At 37.0% G+C, this 15,656-nt stretch carries 14 protein-coding genes; 8 read left to right on the top strand and 6 right to left on the bottom strand.

Annotated elements, in window-relative coordinates; genetic code table 11:
* Positions 1–229: 229 nt before the first annotated feature.
* The 4 genes from BUA16_RS04480 (at position 230) to BUA16_RS04465 (ending at position 6,292) form a co-directional block, all read left to right on the top strand.
* A complete protein-coding gene (locus tag BUA16_RS04480; protein ID WP_072763452.1) occupies positions 230–2,086 on the top strand; it encodes a DNA topoisomerase IV subunit B in 1,857 nt (618 codons plus the stop codon).
* 31 nt (positions 2,087–2,117) lie between these two features.
* A complete protein-coding gene (locus tag BUA16_RS04475) occupies positions 2,118–4,808 on the top strand; it encodes a DNA gyrase/topoisomerase IV subunit A (RefSeq protein WP_072763451.1) in 2,691 nt (896 codons plus the stop codon).
* Positions 4,809–4,820: 12 nt separating this feature from the next.
* Entirely contained in the window at positions 4,821–5,252 is a 432-nt protein-coding gene (gene mscL / locus BUA16_RS04470; protein WP_072763450.1) for a large-conductance mechanosensitive channel protein MscL, read from the top strand.
* 83 nt (positions 5,253–5,335) lie between these two features.
* Positions 5,336–6,292 carry a sterol desaturase family protein gene (locus tag BUA16_RS04465; protein WP_072763449.1) on the top strand — a complete coding sequence of 319 codons (957 nt, stop codon included), beginning with the start codon at positions 5,336–5,338 and terminating at the stop codon, positions 6,290–6,292.
* Positions 6,293–6,958: 666 nt separating this feature from the next.
* Here the strand turns inward: BUA16_RS04465 and BUA16_RS04460 are convergent.
* Complete coding sequence (locus BUA16_RS04460) at positions 6,959–7,339, bottom strand: DNA topoisomerase IV (RefSeq protein WP_072763448.1); 381 nt, start codon at positions 7,337–7,339, stop codon at positions 6,959–6,961.
* A 67-nt stretch (positions 7,340–7,406) separates the two neighbouring features.
* A complete protein-coding gene (locus tag BUA16_RS04455) occupies positions 7,407–7,799 on the bottom strand; it encodes a helix-turn-helix domain-containing protein (RefSeq protein WP_072763447.1) in 393 nt (130 codons plus the stop codon).
* Between the two features lie 297 nt (positions 7,800–8,096).
* On the opposite strand from BUA16_RS04455, the gene BUA16_RS04450 reads away from it, so the two are divergent.
* The 3 genes from BUA16_RS04450 (at position 8,097) to BUA16_RS04440 (ending at position 10,383) form a co-directional block, all read left to right on the top strand.
* Positions 8,097–9,200: a M14 family metallopeptidase gene (locus BUA16_RS04450; protein WP_072763446.1), complete on the top strand. Its 1,104-nt coding sequence runs from the start codon at positions 8,097–8,099 to the stop codon at positions 9,198–9,200.
* Between the two features lie 111 nt (positions 9,201–9,311).
* Positions 9,312–9,791 (top strand): Lrp/AsnC family transcriptional regulator, encoded by a 480-nt coding sequence (locus BUA16_RS04445; RefSeq protein ID WP_072763445.1) that lies wholly within the window; start codon positions 9,312–9,314, stop codon positions 9,789–9,791.
* A gap of 70 nt (positions 9,792–9,861) precedes the next feature.
* Positions 9,862–10,383: a DinB family protein gene (locus BUA16_RS04440; RefSeq protein WP_072763444.1), complete on the top strand. Its 522-nt coding sequence runs from the start codon at positions 9,862–9,864 to the stop codon at positions 10,381–10,383.
* 392 nt (positions 10,384–10,775) lie between these two features.
* On the opposite strand, the gene aroB is transcribed toward BUA16_RS04440, so the two are convergent.
* Positions 10,776–11,837: a 3-dehydroquinate synthase gene (gene aroB, locus BUA16_RS04435; protein WP_072763443.1), complete on the bottom strand. Its 1,062-nt coding sequence runs from the start codon at positions 11,835–11,837 to the stop codon at positions 10,776–10,778.
* Positions 11,838–11,932: 95 nt separating this feature from the next.
* Between aroB and BUA16_RS04430 the strand changes: the two genes are divergently transcribed.
* Positions 11,933–13,099 carry a proline dehydrogenase family protein gene (locus tag BUA16_RS04430; RefSeq protein ID WP_072763442.1) on the top strand — a complete coding sequence of 389 codons (1,167 nt, stop codon included), beginning with the start codon at positions 11,933–11,935 and terminating at the stop codon, positions 13,097–13,099.
* Positions 13,100–13,222: 123 nt separating this feature from the next.
* On the opposite strand, the gene BUA16_RS04425 is transcribed toward BUA16_RS04430, so the two are convergent.
* From BUA16_RS04425 to BUA16_RS04415, 3 genes are all read right to left on the bottom strand, one after another.
* Complete coding sequence (locus BUA16_RS04425) at positions 13,223–13,606, bottom strand: hypothetical protein (protein WP_072763441.1); 384 nt, start codon at positions 13,604–13,606, stop codon at positions 13,223–13,225.
* 3 nt (positions 13,607–13,609) lie between these two features.
* Complete coding sequence (locus BUA16_RS04420; RefSeq protein ID WP_072763440.1) at positions 13,610–14,809, bottom strand: alanine dehydrogenase; 1,200 nt, start codon at positions 14,807–14,809, stop codon at positions 13,610–13,612.
* A 73-nt stretch (positions 14,810–14,882) separates the two neighbouring features.
* A complete protein-coding gene (locus BUA16_RS04415) occupies positions 14,883–15,425 on the bottom strand; it encodes a hypothetical protein (RefSeq protein WP_072763439.1) in 543 nt (180 codons plus the stop codon).
* Positions 15,426–15,656: the final 231 nt, after the last annotated feature.

Raw genomic sequence — 15,656 nt, 5'->3', positions numbered from 1 at the left:
TTTTTCATAGATTGTAATTGGAGCAAATTGCGGTTTTAAGAGTATTGTTGGTTGATAATAATGCTGATTACTGCAGCTTTTTTTGTTTCGTGATTTGTGATTTTATCCTTAATGGTGAAGATTGTGAACAATTATTAAATTTTTATTGTTGATTACTTTATCGCTTAAGGGTTTTATCTTTTTGCAACACTTGCTATATTAGCAACACTTTCGTTTAAAACCCTAATTAATGTTAGAAAACGCCCAGTATACTGAAGATAATATTAGATCGTTAGATTGGAAGGAGCATATTAGAATGCGCCCTGGAATGTATATAGGTAAATTAGGAGATGGCTCCTCGGCAGACGACGGTATTTATATTCTTCTCAAAGAAGTTATAGATAACTGTATAGATGAATTTGTCATGGGGGCGGGCAAGACCATCGAAATCGGGATTAAGGATAAAGAGGTGAACGTACGCGATTATGGGCGAGGGATACCTTTGGGTAAGGTTGTAGATGTAGTTTCCAAGATGAATACCGGTGGAAAATATGATTCTCGGGCCTTTAAAAAATCGGTAGGTCTTAACGGGGTAGGTACCAAAGCGGTAAATGCCTTATCGAGCTCCTTTAAAGTACAGTCTTCACGGGAGGGGATGCTTAAAACGGCCGAATTTGAACAAGGAACCCTTATTAGTGAGAATGGGCCCGAGGAAACCTCCAGACGGAAAGGGACAAAAGTTACCTTCTCGCCAGATGAAGCTATTTTTAAAAACTATAAGTTTAGGAATGAGTACGTAGAGCGAATGCTTAAAAACTACGTGTACCTAAACCCTGGATTAACTATTGTTTTTAATGGTGAAAAATTTCATTCCGAAAATGGATTAAAGGATCTTTTGGAAGATAATAATAGTATGGAGGATATGGCTTACCCTATTATTCATTTAAAGGGAGAAGACATAGAAATAGCGATAACCCATAGTAAAACACAATACAGTGAAGAGTATCACTCCTTTGTCAATGGACAAAACACCACCCAGGGAGGAACGCACCAGGCAGCTTTTCGTGAGGCGATTGTAAAAACTGTACGCGATTTTTACAATAAAAACTACGATCCTTCAGATGTGAGGAAATCCATAGTCTCCGCGATTGCCATCAAGGTAATGGAGCCGGTCTTTGAGAGTCAGACGAAAACCAAATTAGGGTCCACCGATATGGGAGGCGAATTGCCTACCGTAAGGACTTATATCAATGACTTTGTCGGTACTTACTTAGATAACTATCTGCATAAGAATCCAGAAACGGCCGAAAAGCTGCAACGGAAAATCATGCAGGCAGAACGGGAGCGAAAGGAATTGTCCGGTATTCGTAAATTGGCCAAGGATAGGGCTAAAAAGGCCAGTTTGCACAATAAAAAATTAAGAGACTGCCGAGTGCATTTAGGAGATACTAAAAATGAACGTAGTTTAGAGAGTACCTTGTTTATTACCGAGGGTGATTCTGCATCGGGGTCGATTACAAAATCTAGGGACGTAAATACACAAGCGGTATTTAGTTTAAAGGGAAAGCCCTTGAACTCCTATGGAATGACCAAAAAGATTGTGTATGAAAATGAGGAATTCAACCTGCTTCAGGCAGCATTGAACATAGAGGAGTCAATGGAGGATTTGCGGTATAATAATATTGTGATCGCTACCGATGCCGATGTCGATGGAATGCATATCAGGTTGTTGTTAATTACTTTTTTTCTTCAATTCTTTCCGGAGTTGATTAAAGAAAACCATTTGTATATCCTGCAAACCCCCTTGTTTAGGGTTCGAAACAAAAAGGAAACGTTATATTGTTATAGTGAGGAGGAGAAAACGGCAGCTATAGAAAAGCTGTCCGGAAAACCAGAAATCACAAGGTTTAAAGGTTTGGGGGAGATTTCACCTGATGAGTTTAGATACTTTATCGGTGCCGATATACGATTAGAGCCGGTGATGTTGGATAAAGCAATGTCTATTGAAAATTTATTGGAATTTTATATGGGGAAAAACACTCCCGAACGACAAAAATTTATCATAGAAAATCTTAAAGTAGAGCTAGATATAGTAGAAGAAAACTAATTATAAACCAATACAATACGAATCTTTCTATATGGAGGAAAACGAGGAGTTTAACGAAGGATTGAATGAAGACATGACCGATATGTCAACCGAAAATACTGATGAGCCTCAAGACGCCCTTACCAAGGTTACCGGGATGTATAAGGACTGGTTCTTAGATTATGCTTCCTATGTTATATTAGAGCGTGCAGTGCCTGCTATCGAAGATGGTTTTAAGCCGGTGCAGCGAAGGATTATGCATGCTTTAAAGGAGCTCGATGACGGTCGGTACAACAAGGTGGCGAATGTGGTTGGGCATACGATGCAATACCATCCCCATGGCGATGCGAGTATTGCAGATGCTATGGTTCAAATTGGGCAAAAAGATTTACTGATAGATACCCAGGGGAACTGGGGTAATATATTGACGGGGGACCGAGCGGCCGCATCTCGATATATAGAGGCTCGTTTGACCAAGTTTGCTCTAGAAGTTGTTTTTAGCCCTAAAATCACCGAATGGCAATTGTCTTATGACGGTAGAAAAAAAGAACCGGTGAACTTGCCGGTTAAATTTCCGTTGTTATTGGCTCAAGGGGCCGAAGGTATTGCAGTAGGTCTCTCTACAAAGGTGCTTCCTCATAACTTTAATGAATTAATCGATGCGTCCATTAAACATTTGAAAGGACAGCGATTTAAGTTTTATCCAGATTTTCCAACCGGAGGTATCATTGATGTAAGTAATTATAACGATGGTCTACGAGGGGGTAAGATACGGGTAAGGGCTAAAATAGCTCAGTTAGATAAAAACACACTGATTATAAGTGAGATACCTCATGGAACCAATACCTCTACTTTAATAGATTCAATATTAAAAGCCAATGATAAAGGCAAGATAAAAGTAAAAAAGATAGAGGATAATACGGCTGCGGATGTTGAAATTTTAGTACATCTGCCAAGCGGTATTTCTCCCGATAAAACCATTGATGCCTTATATGCTTTTACAGCTTGTGAAACTTCTATATCTCCATTAGGATGTATTATAGAAGATAATAAGCCGTTGTTTATAGGGGTTACCGAAATGTTGGCCCGCTCTACCGACTATACGGTATCACTATTGAGGGCAGAATTGGAGATTCAGTTGAGGGAGCTAGAAGAGCAGTGGCATTTTGCATCTCTAGAGCGAATCTTTATAGAGAATAGGATATATAGGGATATAGAAGAACAGGAAACTTGGGAAGGTGTTATAGCAGCAATAGGCCAAGGGCTTAAGCCTTTTACGGCTCACTTGAAAAGAGCGGTTACCGAAGAAGATATTGTAAGGCTGACGGAAATAAGGATTAAACGTATTTCTAAATTTGATTTGGATAAAGCGCAGCAGTATTTAGATAATTTAGAGGAGCGTATTGCCGAAGTAAGACATCATTTAGAGAATTTGGTCGATTTTGCCATTCATTATTTTAAATCATTAAAAGAAAAATACGGCAAAGAAAAAGAGCGAAAATCAGAAATTAGGGTTTTTGACGATATCGAAGCTACCAAGGTTGCTATTAGAAACACGAAACTGTATGTAAATAGGGAGGAAGGCTTCGTAGGTACTTCGTTAAAACGCGATGAATATGTTACGGATTGTAGCGATATTGACGATGTTATAGTGTTTACGAGAGATGGCAAAATGATGGTTTCCAAGGTTGATTCAAAGATTTTTGTAGGGAAGAATATTATTCATGTAGCGGTATTTAAGAAAAAGGATAAACGCACTATCTACAATATGATTTATAAGGACGGCAAAGGTGGTCCTAGCTATGTAAAACGATTTAGTGTAACCAGTATAACCCGTGATAAGGTTTATGACCTTACCAATGGCAAGGCTAATTCGGAGATTCTTTATTTTTCGGCAAACCCTAACGGTGAGGCCGAAGTCGTAACTGTATTGTTGCGACAGGTGGGGAGTGTTAAAAAACTAAAGTGGGATATAGATTTTGCAGACGTTCTTATTAAGGGAAGGGCTTCTAAAGGAAATATTGTAAGTAAGTATTCAGTTAAGCGAATAGAATTAAAAGAAAAAGGGGTCTCTACTCTAAAACCGAGAAAAATTTGGTTCGATGATATCGTTAGGCGATTAAATGTAGATGGTAGAGGAGAGTTGTTGGGCGAGTTTAAAGGAGAAGATCTGTTGTTGGTGGCTACTCAAAAAGGAGTAGTTAAAACTATAATTCCAGAATTGACGACTCATTTTGATGAGAATATGATTGTCTTGGAGAAATGGACTCCTAATAAGCCAATTTCGGTGATTCATTACGAAGGGGAGAAAGAGCGCTATTATTTAAAGCGTTTTTTGATAGAAAGCGAGAATAAAGAAGAGTTGGTAATTTCGGATCACCCTAAATCATTTTTAGAAATAATCTCTACTGATTGGAGGCCTGTGGTAGAAATAGAATTTGTGAAGCCTAGAGGAAAGGAAGTGAGGCCAAGTCAGGTTGTTGATGTAGAGGATTTTATCGCTATTAAAGGAATAAAAGCGATAGGGAATCAACTGACTGCAGATAAGGTTAAAAGCATAAACGTACTAGAGTCGCTCCCTTATGAAGCGCCAGAAAATGAAGCGGAAAAGGAAGAAGATGCTGCTGACATGGAAGTCGTAGATGAGGAAAATGTAGATCCTCGGGCCGCGGAAAAGGAGAAAAAGGCTGAAATGTCTGATGATAAACAAGATGATAGTGAAGGGCAGTCGAAGCTTTTTTGATAGGTAGTGTGTATGAAGAAGTTTTTTGATGAGTTTAAGAGTTTTGCCATTCAGGGGAATATGATTGATATGGCGGTAGGGATTATTATAGGGACTGCTTTTAATAAAGTGGTTAGTGTATTGGTTAATAAGGTAATTATGCCGCCTTTGTCTCTTTTGACTAGCGATGTTCATTTTGCGGACAAACAATACGTTTTAAGAGAAGCTCAAGGGAAATCTGAAGAAGTTGCTATAGGGTATGGAGCTCTTATTGAGGTTTTGGTAGATTTTTTAATTATTGCCTTCACTATTTTTGTGGTTATAAAATTTATGACCCGTTTTAGGACAAAAGCCGAAGACCCTAAAGACACAGAGGTAAAAACACCAAAAGATATCCAATTGTTGGCCAGTATGGAAAAACTTATGGAAGAACAAAACGAATTGCTTCGAGGTTTGAAAAAATAATCCCCCACCTTATTAGCAGTCTTTCTTTTATATTCTTTAAGAATCTTATTATATTGCTATATTTGAGGAAAATTGATTGATTTATGGATTTTACCAACCCCCTGGTATATGGTGTACCTTGCTTTATTGCTTTTATTTTATTAGAACTTACCTATAGTAAAACCCACGGAGACGACCAATTATATAACTGGAAAGATTTAGCTGCTAGTGGATTTATGGGTATTGGATCGGCCATTATCGCTCCCTTGATTAAAGTTGTTTCGGCTATTGTCATTTTTGAATATACTTATGAATTGTTCAATCCTGTTACCGATGGTGTTAGGGCTAATGTTTTAGGGTATTCATCATTTGGATATGTGTGGTATGTGTGGATTTTTTGTCAATTAGCCGATGATTTTACATATTATTGGTTTCATAGGGCCAATCATGAGATCCGAATACTATGGGCTGCACATATAGTGCATCATTCTTCTGAAAATTTTAATTTGGGAACTGCTATTCGTAACGGATGGTTTACTATTTTTTACAAACCATTGTTTTATATGTGGATGCCAGCTATTGGTTTTCCGCCAGAAATGGTCGTGGTGTGCTTAGGGATTGAGGCTTTATGGCAATTTCAGTTGCATTCGGTGTATATTCCCAAGCTAGGTTTTCTAGAAAAGATCTTTAATACTCATACGATGCATCAGGTGCATCATGCGCAAAATGTAGAATATTTAGATAAAAACCATGGTGGGTTCTTGAATATTTTTGACAAAATGTTTGGTACTTGGAAAGAGTATGATGAAAATATTGATGTAAAGTACGGGGTGACCCACGCGCCGGATACCTATAACCCTGTAGTGATATTAACACATGAGTTTAAGGATATTTATTTGGATGTAAAACGATCTAAAAAGTTCTCCCATGCCTTGATGTATATTTTTGGACCTCCAGGATGGAGTCCGGACGGCAGTACGTTAACAGTAAAGCAACAACAACGATTGCTAAAAAAAGAAAGTAAGTCGACAGCAGAAGTGTCGTTTAGCCAGCCAAACTAATTTAGTTTGGCTTTTTTTATTGCCAATATGTAGGTTGGATATCAGAAAGGGGTTTCTTGGGAGGAAGAAGTATGTTTATTAAAGGGAAGTATCGAAGGTTCTTCTGGGCAGTAATTCCCACATTAGCATAGAGGTACATTTTTGTGTTTTTCCGCGTTAGGGACCGCGGCGGCATCCCCGAAGCGGAGCAAGGGATATAGCCAAGTGCCCGACCGACGAAGGAGGGGGCGCCCAAGGAAATATTCTATAAAATCTGTATAAACGGGATTGTTGAGTAAGGTCTTGAGGGTTTTGCTGACGAAACCCCTATAGGTATCCTTTTAAGGCTGTTTGACGGGCTTTTGAATAAACTCATCTGGTAGTATGGTTTTAACTTAAAAAGCTTCGTGCAGACAAGATGGCTGTGTTTGGCTTGTTTACTAAAAAAAAAGACACTTATATTATTAAAATTTAATAATCCTCGCAGTTGTTTGTTAGAGTGGGTAATTTTGTGTCGCGATTTTAATTGTGGAAATAAAGTGTTGTTTTTAATGAAGTGACTTAGTGTTCTCGTGTGGCGAGAAAAAAGATCGTCGGGAAAATGGCCGCACTGTAATAAGATTTATGTCACCACAGCTAATAGTTAGGGTTATTTAAGCGGCCAGATTATTAAGTACGTTAAAAAAGTTATTCTATTTTGATAGCAGTACCTATCGATTTTTTAGTGTTTCCCACAACGCTGTATTCAAAAGTATAAGAATCTTCCGAGGTAGATAATATTTTCATGTGAATAGACTTTTCTTCGGCCATGTTTCTTGGATGTAATTTTTTGACGATATATTCGCAATCGTTAATCCATCTTACGGACGAGGTGTCTATCCTTCCTTCAAACTCGTCAATTTCAATAGCGTCTTCACGAGTAAAAATGGTGGTCTTGGTTTCACCGTTTATTTCTGTTGTAAACGAAAACTTTCCATTTTGAAATTTTTTACAATTTCGCTCTGGTTGGTAACAAGAGCTAGCGCCAAAAAGTAGCACAACTAAACCTAAAAACATCTTATTTATCATGCCTGCAAAATAAAGAAATTAAGGGTGATTATCTAGTCGGGATGTGGGAAAAAAAGAAAATATTTATTTAACCATTTTCATTATAAGCTTTAAAGCTTCCGTCCGTATAAAAGATGATAATCTTTTCAATGGTCTTGTGTTTTTCAGAAGGATCAACATATTGCTGGATTGGTTTTTTAGGCTGGGTTTCTGGAGCAACAACGATTTCCTTTTCGACGTCATTTGTTTTTGATCGGCTAGGAAAGGAGCCCTTACCGTTTAAAAGCCAATATAGATCTACGTCGGGAAAAGCCGAAATTACCTTCAATACAAATTCTAGGCTAGGCTTGTTTCTGCCCGATAAAAGATGGGAGATACTAGAGCGCTGGACACCAATTTTATCCGCGAAAACAGAGGCTGAAAGATCGTAAAAACCCAGCACTTTGTTTAGTCTCTCAATGAATTCCGAAGTGTTTACCATTGTAATTTAATATAGTCAAAAATACGTAATTTACAATTATAAAACCAATGAATAATCTTTAAAATTATAATTGTTAATTAATTTAAAAATTTAGGTAAATATATATAAAAAACTGATTTTGAGGTTTTTGTATATGTAAAATATATTAACGAGAAGTTGGTGATACAAATGTAACATTTTACAAAAAGCAACGCCCCGAATGAATTGCTTTGGGTTTACAAAAGTAAACTTCAGAAGTTACAGATGTAATTAATTTTGACCTTACCTTTGTTGCTAGCTAATAAATTTACGGTTGTAATGAGTCATAAGAAGTATAGTGTTATAAAGGAGGGATCAATAAAAGGAAGGTATGTTGTGGGAAGTGACATCGATGGGTATTTAGAAAAACTCCCGGAAAATTTTAAGGTTCAAACCATAGGCAGGTCTGTTGAGGATCGCGAAATTAAAATGGTAACTTTAGGTGGTGGGGAGACAAAAATCTTAATGTGGTCTCAAATGCACGGAAATGAATCTACTACTACTAAAGCTGTTTTAGACCTTCTAAATTTTTTGCAGACCGATGAACCAAATGCATTGTCAATTCTTAAAAACTGCACCATTAAAATTATCCCTATTTTAAATCCGGATGGGGCTGCAGCTTATACAAGGGTAAATGCAAATGAAGTTGATTTGAACAGGGATGCGCAACAAAGAACTCAGCCCGAAAGTGTCGTTCTGAGAAATGTGTACGAAGGGTTTAGGCCTAATTTTTGTTTTAATCTTCATGACCAGCGTACTATTTTTAATGTAGGAAAAACACCAATGCCTGCAACGGTTTCTTTTTTGGCGCCGGCTCAGGATGAAGAACGAAGTATTTCTAAGACCAGGGGAATGAGTATGCAATTAATTGTGGCTATGAACCAGGAGTTGCAGAAATTTATTCCTGGTCAGGTGGGTAGATACGATGATGGTTTTAATAGCAATTGTATTGGGGATACTTTTCAAATGCTAAATACTCCTACAGTTTTGTTTGAAGCAGGGCATTTTAAAGGTGATTACCAAAGAGAGGAAACTAGGCGGTTTATTTACATAGCGTTAGAAAAAGCCTTGGATGTTATAGCTAAAAATGAAGTAAACAATTATGATATTAAGAAATACACCGAAATCCCCAACAATAATAAATTGTATTATGATGTATTGATTAAAAATATCCACCTTTTTGATCCTAAATATAAAAAGGGGGAGAGTGCAGGGGTTTTATTTAAAGAAACCCTGATAGATGGGGAGGTTGTTTTTAAAGAAAGGCTGGAAGATATAGGTGTCTTGGAGGGTGTGTACGGGCATAAAACATTTAACTGTTTAAATAACAGTGATGTACAGGAGCTGGAGAAGTATGTAGAGGTCTGTTTGTTGTTAAAATAAATTGGAATACTTTTTTAAAACCTTAAATCCGTTACATTTTTCATAAAAAAAACATTGTTTTATTGAATTTAATTTGTTTTTGTTTTATTTTTGCAATTAAACTAAACACTAATGAGTAAAGTAAAATTAGACGAAATAGACCATCAAATCCTAGATATGTTAATAGATAACACTAGGACGCCGTTTACAGATATAGCGAAAAAGCTTTTGATTTCTGCCGGTACTGTGCATGTTCGTGTTAAGAAAATGGAAGAGGCGGGGATCATAAGAGGGTCTTCCTTGACTTTAGATTATGTAAAGCTTGGATATGCATTTATTGCCTATGTTGGTATTTTCTTGGAAAAAACCCACCAGACAAAATTTGTTTTGGAAAGATTAAATTTGATACCAAATGTAACTGTTGCTCATATTACCACAGGTAAGTTTAATATTTTCTGTAAGATCCGTGCAAAAGATACCAATCACGCTAAAAATATTATCTTTAAAATTGATGATATCGATGGAATCAGCAGAACAGAAACGATGATTTCATTAGAGGAAAGTATTAATGATAAAAAACGATTGATGCATACCATTTTTAATGAAATGTAATTATAGGTGAATAATAACTTAAAATCCCATTCAAATTATTTGTTTGGGATTTTTTTAATTTAGGGCATATATGAACAAGTTTAATTTACCTGATGAGGTGCATAATGAGTTTTATGGCTCTTATGTCTCTTTATTGAATGGCGATCAATTGATGGATTTGTTAAAGGATGGTAGTGATGAGTTTATTTCTTTTATAGAAAGCATACCTGATGGTCTATTTTTGTCGTCTTATGGGAAAGGGAAATGGACAATTGCCGAAGTTCTCGTACATGTTATAGATGCCGAACGTGTATTTCAATATAGGGCCTTGCGGTTTTTGCGAAATGATAAAACTTCCCTACCGGGATTTGATCAGGATGATTTTGTTTTGCATTGTAATGCTAATAGTAGAAGTAAAGAGAGTATCGTAGAGGAGTATCGAACTGTTAGGGCTGCTACTATTTCCTTGTTTTCGGGTTTGGATGATGAAATGCTAAGGCGTGAAGGAACGGCAAGCAATATAAAATGGAGTGTTGCTATTTTGGGATTTGTGATCTGTGGGCATCAAAAACACCATCAATTGATTTTGGAACAAAAATATATGTCTGTCTAATATAAAACTTAGTTTTCTTTGACCTGATTGCGTTATAAAGGATATTGATTTGCGATAATTTATGGGGTTCCGCTTGCAATGAAGAGAACAGGTTGGAAAGGCTTTTTTAATAGGGAGTCTGTGTGAAGGTGATGTAACAACTGTTGTTTACTAGATAAACGCAGTTTTGCATTTTAAACACAGCTTTTTTTTGATGAATTATCTTTTGAGTTTAAAGAAAACAGTTGGAGCAATCTTATTCTTACCTAGCTGTTTTGCAAGAAGCTACGAGGTTGTTTTTGGGAGGTTTACTAAATTATTTTTAGGTGTATTGACTAGCTTGGATGTCTGGTTCTTATCCTTTAACCGAAACCAAACATCCAAGAAGTGTTCTTGTATTTTTGTAAGAGTGTTTATTCTGCATAGAATTCAAAGGCTTCCTTTAATAAATCTTCAGGGACCTTGATGTCTATTGCACATTCCCCAATATTTTTCAGCAGTACAAAATTTACATTGCCGTGGGAGTTTTTCTTATCAAACTTCAATAAAGTCAGAATAGTGTCTATGTCTGTTTTGGTGAAGGTTGTTTTCTTGTATCTGGCTAAAAAACTAGCTTTAATATCATTTAATTCTGATTCCGGAAGGCCGGTCAATTTAAAGGAAAGGTATCCTTCTAGGATCATCCCGATGGAGATGGCTTCTCCATGTAGCAATAAATCGTGCTTTGGGCTTTCTAGGAAATACGATTCTATGGCATGCCCTAGTGTATGCCCATAGTTTAGTATCTTACGAAGATTTTGTTCGGTAGGGTCTTGTAAAACGACTTCATTTTTAATGGTAACCGAGGTATAAATAAAATCAGCGATATTCTCAAAGTCCAAAACAGCTTTTAAGCTTTCCCAATAAGCAGCATCTCTAATTAATCCGTGTTTAAGCATTTCCGCAAAACCACTTTGCAGTTGACGTTCGTTAAGTGTTTTTAAAAACTCTGGGACAATCAATACCATTTGTGGCTGATTAATGACGCCAATTTGATTTTTTAAAGGTCCTAGGTCTACTCCGGTTTTTCCGCCCACGGATGCGTCTACCATAGATAATAGGGTGGTGGGGACATTGATAAAGTCTATTCCTCTTTTAAAACAAGAAGCCACAAAGCCTCCTAAGTCGGTAACGACGCCTCCACCAAGGTTTATCATGGCGCTTTTTCGGTCTGCATCCAATTCCGAAAGAACCTCCCACACCTGGGTGCAGGTGTGTATATTCTTATTTACTTCACCTTCTTCAATTTCTATAATTTCAAAATCATAATCTTCGTTAATTTGAGCCAAAAAAGTTGGCAAACAGTAATTATGGGTGTTTTCATCTACTAGAATAAAAATCTTAGAGTATTTAGACTGCGAGAGATGTTTATTTAATTCCGTATAAGCAATTTGGTTAAAATGTACGGCGTAAGATGGTGTTGTAATAGAGTTCATTTGAAATAAAATTTGAAACACAAAATAAACACTATTTTGTGTGATAAGAATACAAATACTGTACTTATATTTGCCTCCTTATAAAATTCGTATAAATGAAGGATATTTTTGAGGATACCGCAACGGCTTTTGCTCTTAAAACCGACTCAGAACTAGAAAGAGCCTATTTCTTGTTTAAGTTAATAGCAAATGAACCATTGGTTAAGATTGGTACTGCGGTTACTAATTTTGCAATTAAAGCCAAATTGCCTGTTGAGCGTCTTATACGGGTGACCGTGTTTGATCATTTTTGTGGAGGAGTTAATGAAGAAGATTGCTTGTCGGTAGCCGAGAAGCTTTATCAAAAAGGTGTTTCTACGATTTTGGATTACTCTGTGGAAGGTCAGGAAGAAGAAAGTCAGTTAGTAGCTTGTTTTGAGAAAACCCTAAATATATTGGATTTCGTAAAGAAACAAGAGGCTATTCCTTTTGCCGTATTTAAGCCGACCGGATTTGGTAGGTTTGGTCTATATGAAAAGATAAGTGCAGGGAAAAGCTTAACCGAGGCCGAGACTAAAGAATGGGAGCGGGTAGTAGATAGGTTTGATCAGGTTTGTAAAAAAGCTCATGACTTGGATATCTCCCTGCTGATAGATGGGGAGGAAAGTTGGATGCAAGACGCAGCAGACAGGCTAATTGAAGATATGATGCGGAAATACAACAAAGAGAAAGCAGTGGTATACAATACACTGCAGACCTATCGTTGGGATCGCTTATCGTATTTGAAAAAACTTCATGAAGATGCAAAGAAGCACAATTACATCATTGGAATGAAGGTGGTTCGTGGTGCTTATATGGAAAAGGAAAACTTAAGAGCGGAAGAAAAAGGTTATCCTACTCCAATTTGTGCATCAAAAATGGCTACAGATGAAAATTTTGACAGTGTAATTAGTTATATGTTGGACAATATAGAGACGATGTCTTTATTCGCGGGAACCCATAACGAAGTTAGTTGTTATAAATTGATGGAGCAATTAGAGGAGCGCAACATGAAGGTTGATGATGACAGAGTTTGGTTTGGGCAATTGTACGGAATGAGCGATCATATATCTTTTAACTTGGCCAAAAGAGGGTATAGGGTAGCCAAATACTTGCCTTTTGGACCTGTTCGAGACGTGATGCCTTATCTTATCAGAAGAGCTGAAGAAAATACTTCGGTGGCTGGGCAAACCAGTAGAGAGCTTTCTTTGTTGCAAAAAGAACGCAGTCGTCGTAAACTGTGAGTTTCTTTGGAATAAAAAAAAGTTTTTTGTGGTAATTAATAAACTATCAAAAATCGACATAACTAAAAAGCGATCCTGTTATATTTTTTAACGGGATCGCTTTTATTGTAGAAATCGATTTGCTTATTGGGTGTCAATTCGTTCTATGGTCGCCTTTTTAGCGCAATTTTTCACGGTAAGAACGGCTTCTTTTTCTCGTAAGGTTCCTTCTATGATATAGGTTTTGCAAGGAGTGGTTCTGGTTTGGCTTCTTTTAAAATTGACATCTCCATTTTGTAAAAAATTATCGATATCGGTGCTGTCCAATTGTTTTTCTTGGATGAGTTGGTTTATTGCGTCGGAATAGGATATGTTTTTAGATCTAATATCTTTAAGAGCTCTGCAATTAGGGAAATAACAAAATTCCGATCCTGTTTCTTCGGACTTTTTCTTCAGGAATACGGTTAAAAATACCAAACCAATGGATAATCCAAAAATGAAGAAGCCTAAACGTTTTAAAAATGCCATAAATTAAAAAATAAGAAAATTAATGTCGCTATAGGAGAGGTCGAACCATTCGCCTACAGATTTGTTAGTTAATATACCGTGGTAAAGATACAAACCGTTTCTTAGACCTTTGTCAAATCGGAGAGCGTTTTCTAGCCCTCCATCTTCTCCGATTTTCAATAAGTAGGGAGTAAAGATATTGCTTATAGAAATGGAGGCTGTTTTGGGGTATCTCGAAGGGATGTTAGGTACCCCGTAATGCAATACACCGTGTTTAGAGATTATAGGTTTGGCATGGGTGGTAACCTCGCTAGACTCAAAGCATCCTCCCATGTCAATACTTACATCTATGATAACGGCTCCTTTTTTCATTTGCTCAACCATGGTGTTGGTAACGACTACCGGAGAGCGATCTTTTCCTCTCATCGCTCCTATGGCTACATCACACCGTTTTAGAGCTTTTAATAAGTTTTTAGGCTGTAAAGTAGAGGTGTATACGGTTTGTTTTAAATTGGTTTGTATACAACGTAGTTTAGAGATCGAGTTATCGAAGATTTTAATATTAGCGCCAAGACCTATGGCAGATCTGGCTGCGAATTCACCTACGGTCCCAGCACCTATGATGACTACCTCTACTGGCGGAACGCCACTAATATTGCCAAACATTAAGCCATTTCCCTTATTGGTGGCAGACATGATCTCGGAGGCGATTAAGACAGAGGAGATTCCGGCGATTTCACTTAGTGATCTTACAGCAGGGTATTTGCCGTCTTCGTCTCTGATATATTCAAAAGCAATGGCAGTCACTCTTTTTTTAGCGAGCTCTTCAAAATATTTTTTGTTCTGGGTCTTTATTTGTAAAGCAGAAATAATGGTGCTCTGTGGATTCATTAATTGAATCTCGTGAAGGGTAGGAGGTTCTACTTTCAAAAGGATAGGGCAGGAGAATACTTTTTTGGTGTCCCTGGTTATTTCTGCTCCGGCATCGGTGTAGTCCATGTCGGAATAATTAGAGCCTTCACCGGCTCCGGACTCAATTAAGATTCGATGTCCATTAGCAGTAATGGCATTTACGGCATCTGGGGTGAGGCAAATCCGTTTTTCCTGATATTGATTCTCCTTAGGGATTCCAATAAACAGTTCTCCTTTCTGCCTAAGTATTTCTAAAGTTTCTTCTTGAGGCAGTAATTGATGTCTGCTAAAAGGTGAGGAATGTTGGATCATACGCTGTAATTCAGTCTTTAGTATTCCGATAAATACCGGAACCTCCCAAATTCAAAATTACGATATTTTTTCTTTAGCCGTTTTTTTCTTTTTCCGAACGCTCCTTTTCCAAACGCTCCTTTTCCTTGTAAGCGTTTAATTCCTGGTCCATGGCATCTAGGTCAATGCCTAGAACATGTTTGTCGAATAATTTTAAACGTATAAAATAAACAAATGGAATTATAATGGTCATTATTGGTAATAACCAGTAAAGTTCTACTTCGTCTAAATATCGGTCTTCATAAATAAGGGAGACAATTTGAAAAGAAAACATTGCAATAGGAATCAGAAGTACATGATACCACCAATGTTTACATGTAAAAAACCAAATCAGCATTAATAGTAACGGGATAGACTTTACCATAAAAAACCACATGACCAAGGAAATACTTTCTTGGTATTTGCTTTCGTAAGTGAAAAAGTAAAAATCCACGGTGCTGCCAGAGGGAGCTGACTTGTATAGGTAGAATAAATATGGGGTCATAGCAATAACAAAAGCTACAATACTCCCTATAAGGATACTTCTCGATTTTGATTTTTTCGGGGAATTATCAAGGTTTTTGTACGATTTCAACATGCTTTATTTTATACGGTATGTTTTCAAAGTACATATATAGTAAAAAAAACAAGGTTTCTAATGAATCTAGAAACCTTATTTTAATAAATAGTATAAGAATTATCCATTAGAAGGAAGCTTTTTAATTTTAGTTCTATCAATTCCGTTGCTTGGAAGCTTTTTAATTTTTGTTCTGTCAATTCCGTTCGAAGGAAGTTTTTTGATTTCCGTACGATCTATGCTTTGTTCGTA

Source organism: Arenibacter nanhaiticus (genome assembly GCF_900141935.1).
Lineage (GTDB): Bacteria > Bacteroidota > Bacteroidia > Flavobacteriales > Flavobacteriaceae > Arenibacter > Arenibacter nanhaiticus.
The sequence above is the reverse complement of the archived record's forward strand: the minus strand, read 5'-3'. Positions and strand labels throughout refer to the sequence as shown.

What these genes read in the sequence shown, in the direction of transcription:
- BUA16_RS04480 (WP_072763452.1), top strand. Translation starts at nt 230, where the DNA reads ATGTTAGAAAACGCCCAGTATACTGAAGATAATATTAGATCGTTAGAT.
- BUA16_RS04475 (WP_072763451.1), top strand. Translation starts at nt 2,118, where the DNA reads ATGGAGGAAAACGAGGAGTTTAACGAAGGATTGAATGAAGACATGACC.
- mscL (WP_072763450.1), top strand. Translation starts at nt 4,821, where the DNA reads ATGAAGAAGTTTTTTGATGAGTTTAAGAGTTTTGCCATTCAGGGGAAT.
- BUA16_RS04465 (WP_072763449.1), top strand. Translation starts at nt 5,336, where the DNA reads ATGGATTTTACCAACCCCCTGGTATATGGTGTACCTTGCTTTATTGCT.
- BUA16_RS04460 (WP_072763448.1), bottom strand. Translation starts at nt 7,339, where the DNA reads ATGATAAATAAGATGTTTTTAGGTTTAGTTGTGCTACTTTTTGGCGCT.
- BUA16_RS04455 (WP_072763447.1), bottom strand. Translation starts at nt 7,799, where the DNA reads ATGGTAAACACTTCGGAATTCATTGAGAGACTAAACAAAGTGCTGGGT.
- BUA16_RS04450 (WP_072763446.1), top strand. Translation starts at nt 8,097, where the DNA reads ATGAGTCATAAGAAGTATAGTGTTATAAAGGAGGGATCAATAAAAGGA.
- BUA16_RS04445 (WP_072763445.1), top strand. Translation starts at nt 9,312, where the DNA reads ATGAGTAAAGTAAAATTAGACGAAATAGACCATCAAATCCTAGATATG.
- BUA16_RS04440 (WP_072763444.1), top strand. Translation starts at nt 9,862, where the DNA reads ATGAACAAGTTTAATTTACCTGATGAGGTGCATAATGAGTTTTATGGC.
- aroB (WP_072763443.1), bottom strand. Translation starts at nt 11,837, where the DNA reads ATGAACTCTATTACAACACCATCTTACGCCGTACATTTTAACCAAATT.
- BUA16_RS04430 (WP_072763442.1), top strand. Translation starts at nt 11,933, where the DNA reads ATGAAGGATATTTTTGAGGATACCGCAACGGCTTTTGCTCTTAAAACC.
- BUA16_RS04425 (WP_072763441.1), bottom strand. Translation starts at nt 13,606, where the DNA reads ATGGCATTTTTAAAACGTTTAGGCTTCTTCATTTTTGGATTATCCATT.
- BUA16_RS04420 (WP_072763440.1), bottom strand. Translation starts at nt 14,809, where the DNA reads ATGATCCAACATTCCTCACCTTTTAGCAGACATCAATTACTGCCTCAA.
- BUA16_RS04415 (WP_072763439.1), bottom strand. Translation starts at nt 15,425, where the DNA reads ATGTTGAAATCGTACAAAAACCTTGATAATTCCCCGAAAAAATCAAAA.